Consider the following 17,849-nt stretch of genomic DNA (forward strand, 5'->3'; position numbering starts at 1 on the left):
TCTAGTCATAGTCATATCCGTTATAAGTTCTGTCGTAGATCTGACCGCCATTGGCGATCACGCGAATAACGAGCGTGGGGTTCGCCACGAGGAGCGCCACATCGGCGTGACAACTTCCGCCAGGCACGGTGGTGTCTGCCGTCTGCCACGGACCTAAGGTGAGTCCGCCGCAACGGTAGCGCACACTCTCGTACGTTCCGCTTGGCCAATCGAGCCATTCGAAGGTGCCACTTTCGTTCAGCACATCATTATCCGAAGTGAACGTCAGCCCCGCTACGGAAGGATTCACGGGAATGCCGAGCGCAAAGGGTGCTGACCATTCGGGCTGACAGATTGGTCCTGATCCGTAGCTGCGGCAGGCACGAACTTCCACGGAGATGTTTTGACCGTACTGCTGGCCGCCATCAGCGGTGAGGAAGGAGCCGAGAGCTACTGGCCCGTAGATGGTTCCCGGAACGCTGCCACCGCTGAGCCTGTAGTACAGGGTGTAGTCGCTGTTGAGCGTGTCAGAGCCCATCGCTCCCCCGTTCACGGTGAAGTCAAAGCGGTTTCCGTTCGCCACCGGGCCTGCGGTCGTGAGCGCCGTCACAACGGCTGGCGGGGTATGGGCGACAACCGTCGGCGACGCCGTGCAGCCTTGGCCGTTGTAGGCGAATACCACCATCGTGTAGGTGCGGTTAGGTGAGAGTCCGCTGAAGGTCGCTGATGTGCCCGAGCTAACCGATGCTAGCTTCGCGCCCCTGGCGGTGATCGAGCCGTTCGCCGAACAGGTTGGCTCGGCGCCGGTATAGGCCGCTGCTGTGTAGGCGGTTACCGGGCGACCGTTTTCGTTGAACGCAGCGGGCCAGGTCAATTCAGCGGTGGTGTCGTTGACGACGGTAGCCACCGGCGCAGTGAGAGCGATGGGCGGACCGGCTGGGATCGCACTGCGCGGTTCACTCGTGTTCCAGACGGAGAGCGCGGTGTAGGCAGCATTTCGTGGGCTCACGGTGTATGTCACGGCTACGCCGTTGTCGAGTACCCACGTTGACGGAGTCTCCCACGTGCAGGTAGTGCCATCACACTGAGCAAGGCCGAGCGTCGTTTCGAAGCCACCGACGACAACACGGTAGCGGTCAACAGCGGAACCGCCTGCCGGTGTCGGCACCGCATTCCACGTCAGGCGAAGTCCATGATCAAGGGGTGATGCGCTGAGCGTCGTCGGCGCTACGGGGATGATGTCTGACCACACAGAGTCGGCAAGCGTAACGGGGTCCGATTCTCCAATGGCGTTGATCGCTACGACAGTGACCTTGACGGAGTTGGTTGGTCCGTTTCCGGTGGTCGGAATCGCGCACGTCGTTCCAGCACACTCGACCGTGTTGACGAGTACACCAGCGGCTTTCGTCGTCACCCGGTACGAAGTGATTGCCGAGTTGTTGGCCGGCCCAGCGTTCCAGCGCATCATGATCGTCTTGTCGCCAAAACCGCTCGGTCCGAGGTTCGAAACCGGGTCTGGTTTGTCTTGGACCGACACGACAACCGTGCCCCAGACATACCGCGTCACGTCATTGGTGGCATCCGCGACGCGATATTGCAGGTTTACGTCACCGGGAACCGCTTCGCTAGAGACTGTGACGGTCAGTGTGCTGTTGTCACTGCTCGGGACGATCGAGAGTCCCGCGGGAATAGATCCGCCACCGAGTCCACGGATATCGACCACTCGCAGTGGCGCTCCGGGGAAGGGGTTGGTGGAGGCATCATTGGCAAGCACATCAACGACAGTTGTCTCGCCGCGTTTCGCAATAGCGAGGTCGGCGGCTGGGCTCGCGAGGGGGCGCGTTGACGGCACCACGTTCAACTCGATGCGACCAGATTTGCCCTCGGAGAGATCATCGCGAACACCGAGCGAAATCGAGGTGCGCGTTCCCTTGAACGCGCTGTTATTCGCCCGAAGCGTCAACATCGTGCCCTCGAGCGCGTAGCTGAAGCCTTCCGGCAGCGGGCTCAGGACCGAATAAGCGAGCTCGTCGAGGTCGTCAGGGTACGGGTAGTTCGTCAGCTTGAGGAGATCGATCTCCTTTTCCTGACCCGGTTCAAAGTCGATGACAGCGCCGCCGAAAACGGGGGCTTGATTGTCGCGGGGAAGCACGTCGATGGGCAGCACCAAAATGGCTGTACGCCCCTCAGGATCTGTCGCGGAAGTGCCATCGGTCACTTCGAACGAAATGGATGCCGGCCCAAAGTACTTTTCCGCCGAAGTGAAGACGAGAGTGTCCTCGTCGCGCACGAGGTCAGCGCCATCGCTGTGGGTGGCGAGCACTGTGCTGGAGTCGGTGAGGCGCACGGGCTTGTCGCCGACCGCGATGATGTAGTCGTTGAGGTCGATTACGAGCGTGCTCTCGCTATTGATGCTGAGTTTCTGAGCTCGGCGATCAATTTGCGGCAAAGCGTCGTTATATCCCGGCACCTTAATGAACGCGTAGCTGAAGACGGTGGGGTCGGCGGGGTTCGTCACACGGAAGGGAATGATTTGCCCGACATCGCCCACAGAGACTTCGATCTGCTTGTCTGATGTCACGCGGGCTGCATCGCCGTAGCCCGGGTAGATCCCAAGCGTGAGGGTTCCGGGGTCGCCGTCGGCGAAGAACACTCCCGAGAGAACATCGACAGTGACGCGGTTGCGATCCAGCACATCTGAGAGGGTCAAGACGCTATCGGTGGCGATGGGATACGCCGGTTTGGCCTCGGGGTCGACCGTAACGCGGATGAAGTTTTGGCTCGAGCCGCCCGTCTCGTTTTCGATGACGTAAATGATGCCGTAGTCGCCAGGTTCTTCGGGCGGCGTGACCTTCACCACATCCCCATCGATCTCTGCGACGGTGGTGGAATCGTTGGGCTCTACCGACACCACCGACAGCTGGCTGCCGTCGGGGTCGGAGTCATTCGCGAGCACCTGCACCGACACAGTGATGCCCGGCTTGACCGTCACTTCATCGATGATCGCTACCGGGTTGCGGGCACCATCAAGGCGCGGACTAATCCCGATGTTGATTTCGCCGTTTGCGCGCGCGCCGAGGGAGTCAATGAGGGTGTAGCTAAAGGTGTCGGTTCCGGCCGAGTACTCACCAGCCTGATAAACGAAGGTATTGGACTCAACATCGATGACGGCACCCTTGCTCGGGTTCGTCGCTTGGCCAAGCAACTGCACCGAGTCGCCGTCGGGGTCTGCCGATGTCAGCGGAATCTGCACGCGCACGGTGTCGCCTGCCAGCACGCGGGCTGTCACTGTTGGGGGCACAGGAGGGTTATTGCTTGAGGCGTCGAGCTCGCGCACCGCGATTCGCACGATCGCGGTTGCCGACTGTCCATCGGGGCCAGCAACTTGGTACGCGGCCGTGAAGTTTCCCGTGCGATCAGGGGCAAGGTAGCGCAGCACTTCGCCAGAGGCAAAGAGCAGTCCCGAGTCTTCAGGGAGGTCTTGCGCAAGCTTCGGCACCAGAGTCAGTTCGAGCCCATCGGGGTGTTCGTCATTGTCGAGCACCCGGATGTCGACGGCTTGTCCCACGCGAACGGTGACGGAGTCGTCGTTCGCGATCGGCGCTTGAAGCCGGGACGGTGCCGCAATTTCGACAACCGTGATGACACCAACGGCATCCGCTAACCCGTTGCTGATGCGGTAGTTGAAGCTGACCGGCCCGTCATCGAGTGGGGCCTCCAAGCTCACACGAACGAGTCGTTGTTCCAAGATTTCCGCACGAACGCCCGAGCTCACGGGAAGGTTCATGATCTCGGTGACGAGCAGCACTCCACCGGCCGGGTCTACGTCGGTACCAGCGACATCGATTCGCTCGTTCTGAAGAGTTTGCACGAAGACAGTTTTCGGAACGGTAATGGGCGAGGTGTTGGCGTCTGGCGGAGCAACCACATCGATTCGCACAATTGCGGTGAACGTGAGGTTGCCATCGGTGACGACATATTCGAGGTTGTGGCTTCGAATTTCGTCGCTCTGGAATCGGAAGGTACCGGTCTCGTAGCTCGGCAAGACTTGAGCGCCCGTCTTCGCGGGAACGCTATTGAGGCGGATGTTGCCGTTGCCTCCGCGCACGTGGCTCAGCGGCGAGACGGTGACTTCCTTGCCCGCATAGGCGAGCACAACGAACGGGTCTGCCTCGATGGGCACTTCGCCCGCGGGTTTGACCGAAACGGATACACCGCCCGAGCTTTCGCTCGTGCCATCCGATACGACGAGGGTGACGACCTTGAGTTCTCCACCAGCACCAGAGTCCGAGAAGACGAGGTCTCCCCCCGGCTTGTAGCTGACAGCATCAGGTGCCGAAACGGAGGCGCTCGTCAAGTAAAAAGGGTCGCCATCAGGGTCGACCCAGTCGCCCAAGATTTGGTTGGATACACGGCCGCCAGACTGCACCGTAAATTTCGTCGCTCGCACCTGTTCTGGCGGTGAGTTCTCGGAGTCGGCTCGGATTTCAATCGTTGCGGTCGCGCTGGCGGTACCCCCGCGACCATCGCTGACGGTGTAGTCGAAACTGACTTGACCACTCGCACCGGGTTCGAGCGTGATCTGAATCTGCTGGCGCTCGTTGATGCGGTCGATTCGTCCGATGCTGGGGTTGATCGTCGGAAGACTCTCCACCACCAGCACATCGCCATTGGCGTCGTAGTCGTTGAGCAAAACGGGCAAGACGGTGGCACGCCCGGGGCGAGCTCCAAAGTTGTCGTCTACCGCGACCGGGGGTTGCTGAACAGTGTCAACCTCTGGTTCGACGTCGAGAAGGTTCTGTTCAACTTCAGGCTCTTCATCTTCAGCCGTGATGAGTTGGTTCCAGTTGTCGATCAACTCACCGGAGCTTTGTACCGCCCACGTCCGGCCGGAGAGACGGTCGTTGAGCACGGCGCGCGAACCATTGACCGAATAGGAGAGCTGAGCGTTAGCTTCCATTCCGCTCAGTTGCAGCATGACACCCTCACCGGCATCGCTGGGGCAGCGGCGCCAGTTCTCGCCACTCGTCCAGGCGGCGAACTCGCAATCGCCCAAGCGGAGCGGAGGTGCCGCGACCCCGGATTGACCCGTAGCGAGCCCTACCGCTGCGGCGCCGCTGAGCGGAACGCTAATGACTCCCTGGCTGTATCCGATAAGCACGCGCTCACCGTTTATCGAGGGAATCTGCACAACCGTGCCGTTGCCGCCGTCCACGAGGCCGGTGAGGTCGACAGTGCGACCGTCCATGTACAGCAGTTCGGCATCCGAATCGAGAACGGCCCATTGACCAGCAACCGAAGTAATGCTGAGTTCCGCATTGGGGTCGAGTTCTAGACTCACGCTTGATTCAGCGGTGTCAGAAATCGCCGCGTTTACGCGGAAGAGTTGGCTTGTCGACGGAGAGAACGCGAAGAGTAAGCCGTCGTCGTCAACGCTGACGATCGCATCAGCGCCCAGGCTCAAGGATGCCGGTGATTCCGCATCGAAATTGAGGAAGTCCTCGTAGGACCTAATCCAGAGGTCGCCCGTGCCATGTTCGAGAACAACAACGTTGTCTCCCGCGAAATAGACCTCGGGCTGATTGGGCGGAAGAGCGACGCTCTCCTCGATCTCTGACACGGCGGGATCGACAACATCGATCGCACTTTCCGATCGGTCGAATAGCAAAACACTCTCGCCGTGCTGAATAACTTCGAGGTCAGCACTCCGCGCATTCACGACAGAGTTGATCTCAAGAACTTCCGTGCTCGCGCGCCCGATCGCTTGCTCTTGATTGTTCGCCACCCAGACAGCACCGTCTGCCAAGTCGACCTGCTGTGCGGTGTAACCGGTCGACACAATTGCGACCGTGGCTACCAACGCCACGATCGCAGAGACACTCACCACGCCGATCACTGTTGAGCGACGCGCTTTACCCCAGCGCTTAATCACAGCCACCCATCATCACGGCAACACCGCGCATTTCTGCGCGCTCGCTGCGCCCGATTTGCCGTCGCGGGTCACTGTCACAGAGATGCAGACGTTTTCGCCAGACTCAGCGTCAACCACAAAGCTGGGTTCTCGCTGTTGCAGCGGTGGTTGGTTGTCTGTTGTTGTGATTTGGTATGAGTCACCTGGTTCGAGTCCAGGATCGAACCACGAGAACTCAACGACATCGGTCGAGACCGTAGCGCTAATGTCGCTTACAGTCGGGATGTCGGTGGAACCAGTCTGCAATTGCACGAGCGTGACAGTGGCGCCGAGCACAACCACGAGCGCGGCGACCGCAACACCAATCCACGCAATAGTTTGCATGCCGCGAGTACGCGGAATCGGACTCATTCCTGTCTTGCGGCGAGACATCTTGCCCTCTGCCGCTTCACTCTCGAATGAACCAAAGCTGTCGTCGACCGCGGCAGGGCGCCGGCGTTTGCGACGCTGTGACGACGTCATCGGTGCAGCTTGACCCGGACGAACCCGAGTGCGGTCTTCAAGCTCAGCCACGGTTGCGAGCGCCCAGTCATCCATAGCAACTTCTATGGCGGTCTGGGAGAGGCCGAGCTCAGATTCCACGGCCTGCAGCTCGTGCACGAGTTCTAGCACGCTGCCCTGGCGCGCTTCAGGTTTGCGTGACATCGCCCGGTTGAGCGCACGTTCAAGACTCTCGGGCACATCGCTGCGACCAGTCGTACGGGGCTTCGCGCGGTTGATTCGAGAAATAAGGTCTGTCGACTTGTTCGACTCCCCCGGCACCTCGAAGGGGGAACGCCCCGCTAGGAGCGAGTACACCGTCGCGGCATAGGACCACAGCTCGGATTCAATAGTGCCGGCCGTCTCATCCATCAACACTTCTGGAGCAGACCACGGGATCGACATTCCCACGGCTTCAAGATTCTCGGACTCACTCAGCGTTGCCGCGATACCGAAGTCTGAGAGCACAGGATGGCCGTATGCGGTCGTCAGAATATTGGAAGGCTTGATGTCGCGGTGCAAGACACCGGCGCGGTGGGCAGTCTCGATCGCGCTACCGATCTTGATGGCGATCCGCAGCACCTCGGGCACGGGAAGTCGCTCCAGGCGGTAGCGGTGGCTGAGCGTGGAGGAACACAATTCCATCACCAAGTAGGGGCGACCGTCAGACGAGACGCTCGCCTGGTACACGGTGAGGATTGAAGGATGCGAACTGAGCTGCGCCATAAGGTTCGCTTCAGCCTGAAACATGAGGCGAACCTGGTCGTTGACGACCTCGCTGAGCATCACCTTGACGGCGACTTGGCGACGCGGCATATTCTGCTCATACAAGAACACGTCGGCGAATCCACCGGAGCCCAAAACGTGCACATGTGAGAACCCGGGCAGGGCAGGCGGATCTGAGGGCAGTCTTCGAGCCACAGAAACACCCCTAACATGTCGTCGAGTTCGATCATTCTAAGTGAGGAAAGCACTCACAAATCGGATTCTGCCCCTTGTTTGGGGTCAGATGGTCTGTCCCCAGTATGGAGGACTAGACGACTATGTCGCTGTAGGCACTTCTAACACGTCAATGACAATTGCCGTGATGTTGTCGCGGCCGCCGCTGTCGAGTGCAGAATCAATGAGTTCCGAGACTGTTTCCTCTGCCGAATTATGCTTCGCGAAAATCTGCGAAATCTCGACGTCGGAGACCTCGCGGGTAAGGCCATCCGAGCAAATCAAGAGCCGTTGACCGCGCTGAATCGGAAGCATCCAGAAGTCGGGCGATGGGGTCGCGTTGAAGCCCACCGCGCGAGTGATGATGTTGGCATCAGGATGATCCTCCGCTTCTTCACGCGAAATCACCCCGGCGTCCACAAGATCTTGAACAACCGAGTGGTCTCGCGTGACCTGTACCAATCGATCGTTCTCGTAGTCGTAAACGCGGCTGTCACCGACATTAAAGACAGCGAAGCTTGCCGATTCGTGGTGCTCCGTGACGACGACACCCGTTACCGTCGTACCGACCCCCAACTCGCTATCTTGAGCGATAAGTCCGATGTAGTCCGTTGCTCGTTCGAGAGCTCGTTCAACGGCCCGGGCTGGCAAGAAGTCTCCCGTGATCGCGTCATCCAGTCGCTCGACAACGGCAGCGCTCGCCAAATCGCCGGCAGAGTGGCCGCCCATGCCATCTGCGACAGCAAACATCGGAGAACGCGCGACGTAGCTGTCCTCGTTTGCGGCGCGCCGATGGCCCGTATGAGTTCCCGCAGCCCACGCAAACGTAAACGTTTGCTGTTCTCGCCCTGGTAGAGCGATGGTGTGCTTCGGGTTGTTGCCGCCGATTTCGGTCACGGCTACCTTCCTGCCCGTTTTACTCCAGACGCCGCCGAGGCAGAATCCGAATGATGTTTCCGTCACCAATATCCACTAGCGTGCCGGTCGAAACGACCACCGACTCACCCTGACGGAGTTTTCGTGCAGCATTGCCTGGCACTTGAACGATGGACCCGTTCGTCGATCGAAGATCAGTCACGATCACCGAAGCTCCCAATTGTCGCACTTCGACGTGCGTCTCAGAGACTTCCCGCAGCGGCGATTGCACCGCAACCAAACGTGGTCCAACACCTTTAACGATGCGCGGTGGTCGCGGATCACGACCGAATACGCACGCATGCTCAAGCGAGTGAGCCTGCCCCGATCCGTCGAGTTGCACTCGGTAGTACAACGCAGACGACGCAGATGCTGGCGGTGCCGACGACTGCTGAGGAGGCTTCACTTGCGCTGCAGCGCGCGCTCGCAATCGTGCCGCCTCTTGAGCGGTCGTGGCTGACGCTTGCTTCGCCTGAGCATCTACCGGGCGTTCGTACGGCTGCACGGTGGGGGGTCGACGCCGAGAACTGAGGATGATCGTGTCCTCGAGGTCGGGAACGTTCGACCACACCGTGGGCCGCTGGCCCGCCGTTATCGTGTCGTCAAAGTCATGCCTCACGCCGCAATCTTAGACACGCTTGACGATTTCTCGTGGGAGCCGGTCACGCTTGTCCGATAAAACTCATCACGTGCTTGATGCGGGTGTAGTCCTCGAAGCCATAGCTCGACAGGTCTTTGCCGTATCCGGAGTGCTTGAAACCACCGTGGGGCATCTCGGCGACAATCGGAATGTGGGTGTTGATCCACACGCAACCGAAGTCGAGGTGTTTCGCGAATCGCATTGCACGACCGTGATCGCGAGTCCACACACTCGAAGCCAAACCGTAGTTGACGTCGTTGGCCCACTCAAGGGCTTGGTTCTCATCCGTGAATTTTTGAACGGTGATGACCGGGCCAAAGATCTCGTTCTGTACGGCAGAATCGTGTTGCAGCAACCCGGAGACAATCGTGGCTTCGTAGAAGTAGCCCTGGCTTCCTTGGCGCGCTCCCCCGAGTTCGACGTGAGCGTGCGACGGCAGCTCTTCAATCACGCGTGAGACTTGAGCGAGCTGGTTTGCGTTGTTCACGGCCCCGAAGTAAACGTCTTCATGGGGTGCACCCGTTGTCGCGTTATCGCGCGTCCAGGCCACGAGGGCTGCCACGAATTCGTCATGAACCCGCTCGTGTACGATCACCCGCGTCGCTGCAGTGCAGTCCTGTCCCGCGTTGAAGTAGCCGGCGGCTCCGATGCCTGCAACAGCAGACTCGATGTCGGCATCGTCAAAAACAATGACCGGAGCCTTGCCGCCTAGCTCCAAGTGCACACGCTTGAGATCAACGGATGCCGCCTTAGCAACTTCCATTCCGGCCCGCACTGAGCCCGTAATCGACACCATTTGCGGCGTCTTGTGGTCGATCATGAGACCGCCGGTGGTGCGGTCTCCGGTGAGAACGTTGAAGACGCCCGCTGGCAGAAACTCGGATGCGACCTCTGCGAACAGCAGGGTGGCCGACGGTGTCGTGTCGCTGGGCTTCAGCACCGTCGTGTTGCCGGCCGCGATGGCGGGGGCGACTTTCCAGACGGCCATGTTGAGCGGATAGTTCCACGGCGCCACTTGACCGATAACGCCGATGGGCTCACGGCGAATCGATGACGTGTGGTCCTTCATATATTCAGCGGAAGCCATTCCGGAGAGGTGTCTGGCTTCTCCCGCGAAGAATCGGATTTGGTCAACCGAGAGCATGATCTCGTCAGCGACGAGGCTGGCGCGGGGCTTTCCGGTGTCTTTCGATTCAAGGTCAGCGAACTCGTCGGCGCGCGCTTCCATCGCGTCGGCAATGCGGAAGAGGGCGAGCTGACGTTCCGAGGGAGTCGTCTCGCCCCAGGTTTCGAAGGCGGTCGACGCTGCGGCGTAGGCGGCATCCACGTCAGCGGCTGACGAGACAGGCGACTCGGCGTAGCTGTGCTCGGTCGCGGGGTCGATCACGTCGAAACTTGACTCGGTGCGCGCGGCTACGTACTCGCCGTTGATGAAGTTCTTGATTTCTGAAGCGCTCATGCGTCAACGATAGCGAGGGTGTCATCCGGAATCTACCCTCAGACTGACGGTTTCCGCAGCAAAATCACTATTTTGATTCGGAATCGCTTGCAGAAGCGGGTTTCAACTGACAAAATCGAGGCATGACCACCCCGTCGCGTAGTTCCGCAAGCAAGCCTGTGCATCTCGACGATGTTTCGAAAGCCATCATTGAGCAACTTCAGAACGATGGCCGACGCTCCTACGCCGAGATCGGTAAGGCAGTTGGCCTCAGTGAAGCCGCCGTTCGTCAGCGCGTGCAGAAGCTGACAGACTCCGGCGTCATGCAGGTCGTCGCGGTTACCGACCCCATGCAGCTTGGCTTTTTTCGCCAAGCCATGATCGGCATCCAAGTCTCGGGTGACACCACAGTCGTTGCCGAAACGATTGGAAAACTGCCCGCTGTCGACTACGTCGTTCTTACTGCCGGCAGCTTCGACATCCTCGCCGAAGTGGTCTGTGAAAACGACGACGACTTGATCGACCTTCTCAACCGCGACATTCGCGGGATCGACGGCGTGCGTTCGACGGAAACCTTCGTCTACTTGCGCCTCCACAAGCAGTTCTACAACTGGGGAACGCGCTAAGCGTTCCTCACAACCCTCAAGAAAGTGTCAGCCATGTCAGAGTACGACGAAGCCGATCTTCAACAAAAAGCCAAAGACCACCTGTGGATGCACTTCTCTCGCCAATCGGTGATGGAAGACGGTGCCGGGGTTCCCATCATTGTGCGCGGCGAAGGCCACCACATTTATGACAGCAAAGGCAACAAGTACTTCGACGGCTTGAGCGGACTTTTTGTGGTCAATGCTGGCCACGGCCGCAAGCGCCTCGCTGAGGTTGCTGCCAAGCAGGCCGAAGAGCTCGCGTTCTTCCCGCTTTGGTCCTACGCGCATCCCAGCGCCATCGAGCTGGCTGATCGCCTGGCTGGCTACGCGCCCGGCGACCTCAACCGTGTGTTCTTCTCCACCGGCGGCGGCGAAGCCGTTGAGACTGCATTCAAGCTAGCCAAGCAGTACTGGAAGCTGCAGGGCCGTCACACCAAGCACAAGGTGATTTCCCGCGCGGTTGCTTACCACGGCACCCCGCAGGGCGCACTGGCCATCACCGGCATCCCCGGAATGAAGGAGATGTTTGAGCCTCTCGTTCCTGGTGGATTCCGCGTGCCGAACACCAACTATTACCGCGCAGAAGAAATGGGCTTCCACGGCACCGAAGAAGAATTCGGCCTGTGGGCGGCTAACCGCATCGAAGAAATGATCCTCTTCGAAGGCCCCGAGACTGTCGCAGCCGTGTTCCTTGAGCCCGTGCAGAATTCGGGTGGATGCTTCCCGCCTCCCCCCGGCTACTTCCAACGTGTTCGCGAGATCTGTGACGAATACGACGTACTGCTGGTCAGCGACGAAGTCATTTGTGCCTTCGGTCGCCTTGGCCACATGTTCGCGTGCGACGCCTACGACTACATTCCCGACATGATCACGTGCGCCAAGGGCATGACGAGTGGATATTCGCCCATCGGCGCCACGATCGTGTCTGACCGCGTCTACGAGCCCTTCAAGCACGGCGCGACGACGTTCTACCACGGGTACACCTTCGGTGGACATCCGGTGTCTGCCGCGGTTGCCCTTGCAAACCTCGACATTTTCGAGGAAGAGAAGATCAACGAGCACGTTCGCGAGAACTCACCGAAGTTCCGCGCTGCTCTTGAGCGCCTGCTCGATCTGCCCATCGTCGGCGATGTGCGCGGCGACGGCTACTTCTTTGGCATCGAACTCGTGAAAGACAAAGCGACGAAGGAAACCTTCAACGACGACGAATCGGAGCGCCTGTTGCGCGGCTTCCTGTCGAAGGCACTCTTCGACGCCGGGCTGTACTGCCGCGCGGATGACCGTGGAGATCCTGTGATTCAGCTGGCACCGCCCCTCACGATCGGTCCTGCTGAATTTGACGAGATAGAATCGATGCTGCGCTCGGTCTTGACCGAAGCATGGAGCCGTCTCTAGAACTCACCACGTTCGCCCTCCCTCTGACCCCACGGCTCAGATAGAGTTCTTTTCGTGAGCATTGAGGATAAATCGCTAACGCAGCGTCCCCACGAGAGCGATACGCGCATTACTGTTGCGCGCGTTATCGCGATCGTGCTCGCTGTCGCGCTCAATCTTGCGGTTATCGCGACTGGCGTCTGGGCGCTCACTAATCAGCAGCGCATTTCGGATCAGTTTGCGGTGTGGGATTTTGAACCGTCAGCGACTGTTCAGGCCTATGTGACCACGGCGGCGATGTCTGACGAGGGCCAGTTCCTTTTCTATGCCAGTCACCCCGAGATTCAGACGAACCCGATTTTCAACACCACGTGCTCCAACGTCGAGGAGAACTTTGGCGTGCTCGGATGCTACTTTCCGAGCAGCAAGTCAATCTTCCTTTACGACGTCACGGATGAGCGTCTCGACGGCATCGAAGAAGTCGTCGCTGCCCACGAGATGTTGCACGCCGCGTGGGACCGCCTCTCAACTGCCGAGCAGGATCGCTTGACGACTCTGCTCGAAGCAGCAGCCGAGAGCATGAAAGACGATCCCGAATTCGCGACCACCCTTGAGTTCTATGCGAAGACTGAGCCGGGGGAACGGTCGAACGAGCTGCACTCAATCATCGGCACCGAATTCGCTGATGTCGGCCCTGAGCTTGAGGCTCACTACGCGGAGTACTTCACTGACCGCGCCACGGTGGTGGCGCTCCACGAGAAGTCGAACGCGGTGTTTACCGAGCAGCTCGAGGCCAGTGCAAAACTCGTCGACCAACTCGATGCGCTTCGCGCGAGTATCGACGACGACTACGCGACCTACAACTCCGGCTATGACGAGCTCAACAACGACATCGACAGTTTCAATTCACGCGCCGATGAGGGCGATTTCAACACCCTCGATCAGTTCAACAGTGAACGCAACGATCTGATTAGTCGTCAGGATTACCTCAACACTCTCTACGACTCCATCGAAGCGGATGTCGACACCTACGACGACCTCGTGAAGCAGCTCGAGGCGCTCAACACCACAATCAGCGAGCTCAACCAGAGCATCAACATTGAACCTCGCAACGAAGACGGCATCTAGCACCTCTCCTCACCAGCGCAGCGAATCCTCTCGGAATTGCAATGTCCGAAAATAGCCAGCAGGTCGCGAACTGCGCAGCGTACGCTCGACACATGCACACGATCACATCCCCCTCCACCGAGGTCGCGTACCTGCTTAGAGTGCCGTCACCCATCGGCCGCATTGAGCTCACGAGCGACGGCGAACACGTCACGGGTCTCGCCATCGAGAACGCTGGCGCGCTCCCCCACGATCACCAGGCTGAGGCCTCGTGCGACGTACTCACGCACGCCGCTCAGCAGCTCAGCGAATATTTCGAAGGCAAGCGTCGCTCCTTTGATCTCCCACTTTCCACCACGGGCACTGAGTTTCAGCGATCGGTCTGGCTCCAACTCGGCCAGCTCCCTTTCGGTGCCGCTGTGTCGTATGCCGACATCGGCCGCGCCACCGGGCGACCAAGTGCGGGCAGGGCCGTTGGCGGCGCTGTCGGCGCCAATCCCATCCCGATCATCGTCCCCTGCCACCGGGTACTCGCTTCCAACCAGCGCATCACCGGCTATAGCGGTGGCGAAGGCGTTCCGACCAAGCAGTGGCTGCTCAAGCATGAAGGGATCGCTCACAAGTGAGCGAACGTGAAGCACTGATTGTTGGCCCCGACGGGCGCTCTCGGTGCAGCTGGGTTGGGGACGACGAGCTCTATCGCAACTACCACGACGAGGAGTGGGGCAATTCGCTCCGCGGCGACCACCGTCTGTTCGAGAAGATCATGCTCGAAGCATTCCAAGCCGGGTTGTCGTGGATCACGATCCTGCGCCGGCGCGAGGGCATCCGCGAGGCGTTCGATCAGTTCGATGCGGCAACGATCGCGCACTACGGCGACGACGACGTGGCCCGCCTCCTCGACGATCCGCGTATCATTCGTAATCGGCTGAAAGTCTCCGCTGCCATCACCAACGCGAAGGCAACTCTGGCGCTAACGGAGAACGCCCCGGGTGCGCTCGACACTCTTCTGTGGAGCTTCGCTCCTCCCGCTCGCCCTGAACGGCTGCGCACTTTTGACGAAGTACCGGCCATCACCCCAGAGTCCACCGCGATGAGCAAAGCGCTCAAGGCACACGGGTTTCGCTTTGTCGGACCGACGACAATGTACGCCCTCATGCAATCCGCCGGCATGGTTGACGACCACCTCGAGGGCTGCTGGCGCGTGGCGTAATCGTAACGCGGCGTGAGCTACGCGTTCTCTACGACGAGGTCCAGTTCGCCAGGGGCGCCAGGTTCAAGACGGAAGCCCGCGCCGTTTGCCCAGGTCAGTAGCGAATCGATCGATTCATGGTCGATCCCCGCTCTGATGAGAGCGCGCGCAAAGAGACCCTTTGACTTTTTGTTGAAATGGCTGAGCGCAACCCGTTTGCCGTCCGCGCCTTCAGTCACCACCCGGAGGTAGACGCTACGGAGAGAGGTCGCTCCAAGTTGGGCGTACGCCTCCGACCGAAAATCTAGTTGGAGCCCCTCTACCGCAGCCAAGGCAGCCGTGACGGATGCTCTCCAGTGACGCTTCAAGGGAACGCCGGGCACCTTTGAGTTATGCGAGAGTCGGTATGCGGGAATGGGATCTCCCGCACCGATGGGGCCGAATAGCGCTGAGTGCACGACTACACACTTCTCGGCGAAGGCCCATTCTTCCGGCGTCAACGAGGCGGCATCGAGTCCGTCAAACAGCACTCCCGTGTAGCGCTTGAGCGCCGGCATTACCGGAGCGACAGCGAGTGTGCGGTTGCGTTCAACCTCAAAAAGTTGTTTCGTGCTGATGCCAAGAGCGCTCTGTGCAGCGTCGGGATCGCCGGAAAGCTCGATGAGCGCGTTCGAGACAGCTTGTCGTTCCTCAGTCAGTTCTGGGAACGAAAGCTGCCCATAGTCGAGGGCAGCGTTGTCGTCTCCCCCGTCACGTTTTGTTTCCGAGGGTGGAAGAAGAATGATCACGCGTCAAGAAATGCGGATGCCCGTTCGACGTTCACGCCGATGGGGCCCGCCGAGTCGAGAGTGATGCGCGCGACAGCGCCGCTCACTCCGCCCCACGGGGAATACTCTTCAACACTCTGCTCTACGGCGTCACGGTCGGGCGCGCCTGCAAGCGCACGCTTCGCAGCGCGTTCCACGAGTCGTTGTTCATGCACGGCTTCGTCTGAGCACACCACTTCAATGAAGCGGATGCCGGAGCCAGTGCGCTCCGCGAGACTGACCCATTGTTCACGGGCCGGATCCACCGCGTTGACAGCATCGATGATGATGTCGTCGTCGTTCAGCAAGACTGATTCTGCTAGCGCCTCAGCCACCAGATAGGCAGCAAGTCCGATGGGTTGTCCGGCACTGATGCCGGCCTTCAGAATTGCTGTCTCGATCTGGTCGACGGAGAGCACGGTGGTCTTGCGCCGGGCGCCCACGACCTCTGCGATCGTGGTTTTTCCTGCACCCGGCAACCCGGCCATCGCTATAAGCATGTTAGAAAACTAGACGAGTTCAGCGGTGCTTGCCACCACTGTTACGGTGTTGTGCTCAACCGAGAGGAAGCCGTTATCCGCGGTAGCGGTCACGTTCTTGCCGTCTGTGGTGGTCACACGAACCTCTCCCTGAGCCAGAATCGCGAGTAGCGGTTCGTGGCCGGGAAGAATACCGATCTCACCTTCAGTGGTGCGAGCGATGAGCTGGCTCGCCTCCCCCGACCAGATTTCCTGGTCGGCGGAGACGACGCTCACTGTCAGAACTGCCATTGTTAGGAGTTCTCTTTCTGAATCTTGGCCCACTGCTCTTCGACATCGTTGATGCCACCGACGTTGAAGAACGCCTGCTCAGCAACGTGGTCGAACTCGCCCTTGACGATCGCGTCGAACGACTCGATGGTCTCCTTGAGCGGAACAGTCGATCCCTCAACACCGGTGAACTTCTTCGCCATGTAGGTGTTCTGCGAGAGGAACTGCTGGATGCGACGTGCGCGCGATACGGTGATCTTGTCTTCTTCAGAGAGCTCGTCAACACCGAGGATCGCGATGATCTCCTGGAGTTCCTTGTTCTTCTGCAGAATCTGCTTCACGTTGGTCGCGACACGGTAGTGGTCGGCACCTAGGTAACGGGGGTCGAGGATACGACTCGTCGAGGTGAGCGGGTCAACGGCGGGGTACAGACCCTTCGATGCGATTTCACGGCTGAGCTCAGTCGTGGCGTCGAGGTGGGCGAAGGTGGTTGCCGGAGCCGGGTCGGTGTAGTCATCGGCAGGCACGTAAATTGCCTGCAGCGACGTAATCGAGTGACCACGCGTCGAGGTGATGCGCTCCTGAAGGATACCCATCTCGTCGGCGAGGTTCGGCTGGTAACCAACGGCAGAAGGCATGCGGCCGAGAAGCGTCGAAACTTCACCACCGGCCTGCGTGAAGCGGAAGATGTTGTCGATGAAGAGCAACACGTCTTGCTTCTGAACGTCACGGAAGTACTCAGCCATAGTGAGAGCCGAGAGCGCAACGCGAAGACGCGTTCCTGGCGGCTCGTCCATCTGGCCGAAGACTAGAGCAGTCTTGTCGAAGACTCCCGCTTCTTCCATCTCGACGATGAGGTCGTTACCTTCACGGGTACGCTCACCAACACCGGCGAATACCGAAACACCACCGTGGTCGGAGGCAACGCGCTGGATCATTTCCTGGATCAGAACGGTCTTACCGACACCGGCACCACCGAAGAGACCAATCTTTCCACCGAGCACGTAGGGCGTGAGAAGGTCGATGACCTTGATACCGGTTTCGAAGAGTTCCGTCTTCGACTCAAGCTGGTCGAATGCCGGGGGCTTGCGGTGGATGGGCCAGCGCTCGGTAATTTCAACGGTCTCGCCGTTGACCTTGCCGTCTTCATCTGCGTTGAGGATGTCACCCGTGACGTTGAAGACCTTGCCCTTGGTGACATCACCAACAGGAACAGTGATCTGCTCGCCAGAGTCACGAACCTCTTGTCCACGGACAAGTCCGTCAGTGGGCTTGAGCGCGATGGCGCGAACTACGTCGTCACCGAGGTGCTGAGCTACTTCGAGAGTGATCTCGGTTGTCTCGCCGCCGATGGTGACGTTGGTCTTGAGCGCGTTGTAGATTCCGGGGATCGAATCATGCGGGAACTCGACGTCTACAACTGGGCCGATTACGCGCGAGATGCGACCGATACCGGCAACATTCGCAGCAGGAACCGTCTTGGCAGCTGCCTTCTTTGCAGGCGTCTTCTTGGCGGGGGCCTTTACGGCTGCCGCCTTCGTCGCTGCTGCTTTTGTGGTTGCTGCCTTTGCAGCGGGGGCCTTCTTGGCCGGGGCTTTTTCAGTCATGGCTT

General features: G+C 59.6%; 14 protein-coding genes. 5 read left to right on the top strand and 9 right to left on the bottom strand.

Annotated features, from left to right (window positions below; genetic code table 11):
- Position 1 precedes the first annotated feature (1 nt).
- The 5 genes from I6E51_RS13610 to I6E51_RS13630 form a co-directional block, all read right to left on the bottom strand.
- Positions 2-5,866 (bottom strand): Ig-like domain-containing protein, encoded by a 5,865-nt coding sequence (locus I6E51_RS13610; RefSeq protein WP_197153692.1) that lies wholly within the window; start codon positions 5,864-5,866, stop codon positions 2-4.
- Positions 5,867-5,923: 57 nt separating this feature from the next.
- The gene (locus I6E51_RS13615; protein ID WP_197110656.1) at positions 5,924-7,351 is read right to left on the bottom strand and encodes a serine/threonine-protein kinase; all 1,428 of its coding nucleotides are present in this window, start codon (positions 7,349-7,351) and stop codon (positions 5,924-5,926) included.
- A gap of 120 nt (positions 7,352-7,471) precedes the next feature.
- A complete protein-coding gene (locus tag I6E51_RS13620; protein ID WP_197110657.1) occupies positions 7,472-8,266 on the bottom strand; it encodes a PP2C family serine/threonine-protein phosphatase in 795 nt (264 codons plus the stop codon).
- A gap of 19 nt (positions 8,267-8,285) precedes the next feature.
- The gene (locus tag I6E51_RS14605) at positions 8,286-8,903 is read right to left on the bottom strand and encodes an FHA domain-containing protein (RefSeq protein WP_197110658.1); all 618 of its coding nucleotides are present in this window, start codon (positions 8,901-8,903) and stop codon (positions 8,286-8,288) included.
- Positions 8,904-8,946: 43 nt separating this feature from the next.
- Positions 8,947-10,383, bottom strand: a complete 1,437-nt coding sequence (locus tag I6E51_RS13630; RefSeq protein ID WP_197110659.1) for an aminobutyraldehyde dehydrogenase — start codon at positions 10,381-10,383, stop codon at positions 8,947-8,949.
- A 122-nt stretch (positions 10,384-10,505) separates the two neighbouring features.
- Here I6E51_RS13630 and I6E51_RS13635 point away from each other — a divergent pair, with 122 nt between their 5' ends.
- The 5 genes from I6E51_RS13635 (at position 10,506) to I6E51_RS13655 (ending at position 14,703) form a co-directional block, all read left to right on the top strand.
- Positions 10,506-10,988 carry an Lrp/AsnC family transcriptional regulator gene (locus I6E51_RS13635; protein ID WP_197110660.1) on the top strand — a complete coding sequence of 161 codons (483 nt, stop codon included), beginning with the start codon at positions 10,506-10,508 and terminating at the stop codon, positions 10,986-10,988.
- A gap of 33 nt (positions 10,989-11,021) precedes the next feature.
- Entirely contained in the window at positions 11,022-12,404 is a 1,383-nt protein-coding gene (locus I6E51_RS13640) for an aspartate aminotransferase family protein (protein WP_197109012.1), read from the top strand.
- Positions 12,405-12,458: 54 nt separating this feature from the next.
- Positions 12,459-13,511: a hypothetical protein gene (locus I6E51_RS13645; RefSeq protein ID WP_231600165.1), complete on the top strand. Its 1,053-nt coding sequence runs from the start codon at positions 12,459-12,461 to the stop codon at positions 13,509-13,511.
- 92 nt (positions 13,512-13,603) lie between these two features.
- Positions 13,604-14,116 (top strand): methylated-DNA--[protein]-cysteine S-methyltransferase, encoded by a 513-nt coding sequence (locus I6E51_RS13650; protein WP_197108938.1) that lies wholly within the window; start codon positions 13,604-13,606, stop codon positions 14,114-14,116.
- A complete protein-coding gene (locus I6E51_RS13655) occupies positions 14,113-14,703 on the top strand; it encodes a DNA-3-methyladenine glycosylase I (protein ID WP_197110661.1) in 591 nt (196 codons plus the stop codon). Before I6E51_RS13650 ends, I6E51_RS13655 begins: the two co-directional genes overlap by 4 nt.
- A 17-nt stretch (positions 14,704-14,720) precedes the next feature.
- On the opposite strand, the gene I6E51_RS13660 is transcribed toward I6E51_RS13655, so the two are convergent.
- Genes I6E51_RS13660 through atpD form a run of 4 tightly spaced genes read right to left on the bottom strand, consistent with a single transcriptional unit; the run spans position 14,721 to position 17,844 of the window.
- Positions 14,721-15,470 carry a YaaA family protein gene (locus I6E51_RS13660; protein WP_197110662.1) on the bottom strand — a complete coding sequence of 250 codons (750 nt, stop codon included), beginning with the start codon at positions 15,468-15,470 and terminating at the stop codon, positions 14,721-14,723.
- Positions 15,467-15,988 carry an ATP-binding protein gene (locus I6E51_RS13665; protein WP_197108940.1) on the bottom strand — a complete coding sequence of 174 codons (522 nt, stop codon included), beginning with the start codon at positions 15,986-15,988 and terminating at the stop codon, positions 15,467-15,469. Before I6E51_RS13665 ends, I6E51_RS13660 begins: the two co-directional genes overlap by 4 nt.
- A 9-nt stretch (positions 15,989-15,997) precedes the next feature.
- Positions 15,998-16,258: a F0F1 ATP synthase subunit epsilon gene (locus I6E51_RS13670; RefSeq protein ID WP_197108941.1), complete on the bottom strand. Its 261-nt coding sequence runs from the start codon at positions 16,256-16,258 to the stop codon at positions 15,998-16,000.
- Positions 16,259-16,260: 2 nt separating this feature from the next.
- A complete protein-coding gene (gene atpD / locus I6E51_RS13675) occupies positions 16,261-17,844 on the bottom strand; it encodes a F0F1 ATP synthase subunit beta (protein ID WP_231600166.1) in 1,584 nt (527 codons plus the stop codon).
- Between the last annotated feature and the right edge of the window lie 5 nt (positions 17,845-17,849).

It is taken from the genome of Salinibacterium sp. NSLL17, from assembly GCF_015864935.1.
Taxonomy (GTDB): Bacteria; Actinomycetota; Actinomycetes; order Actinomycetales; family Microbacteriaceae; genus Rhodoglobus.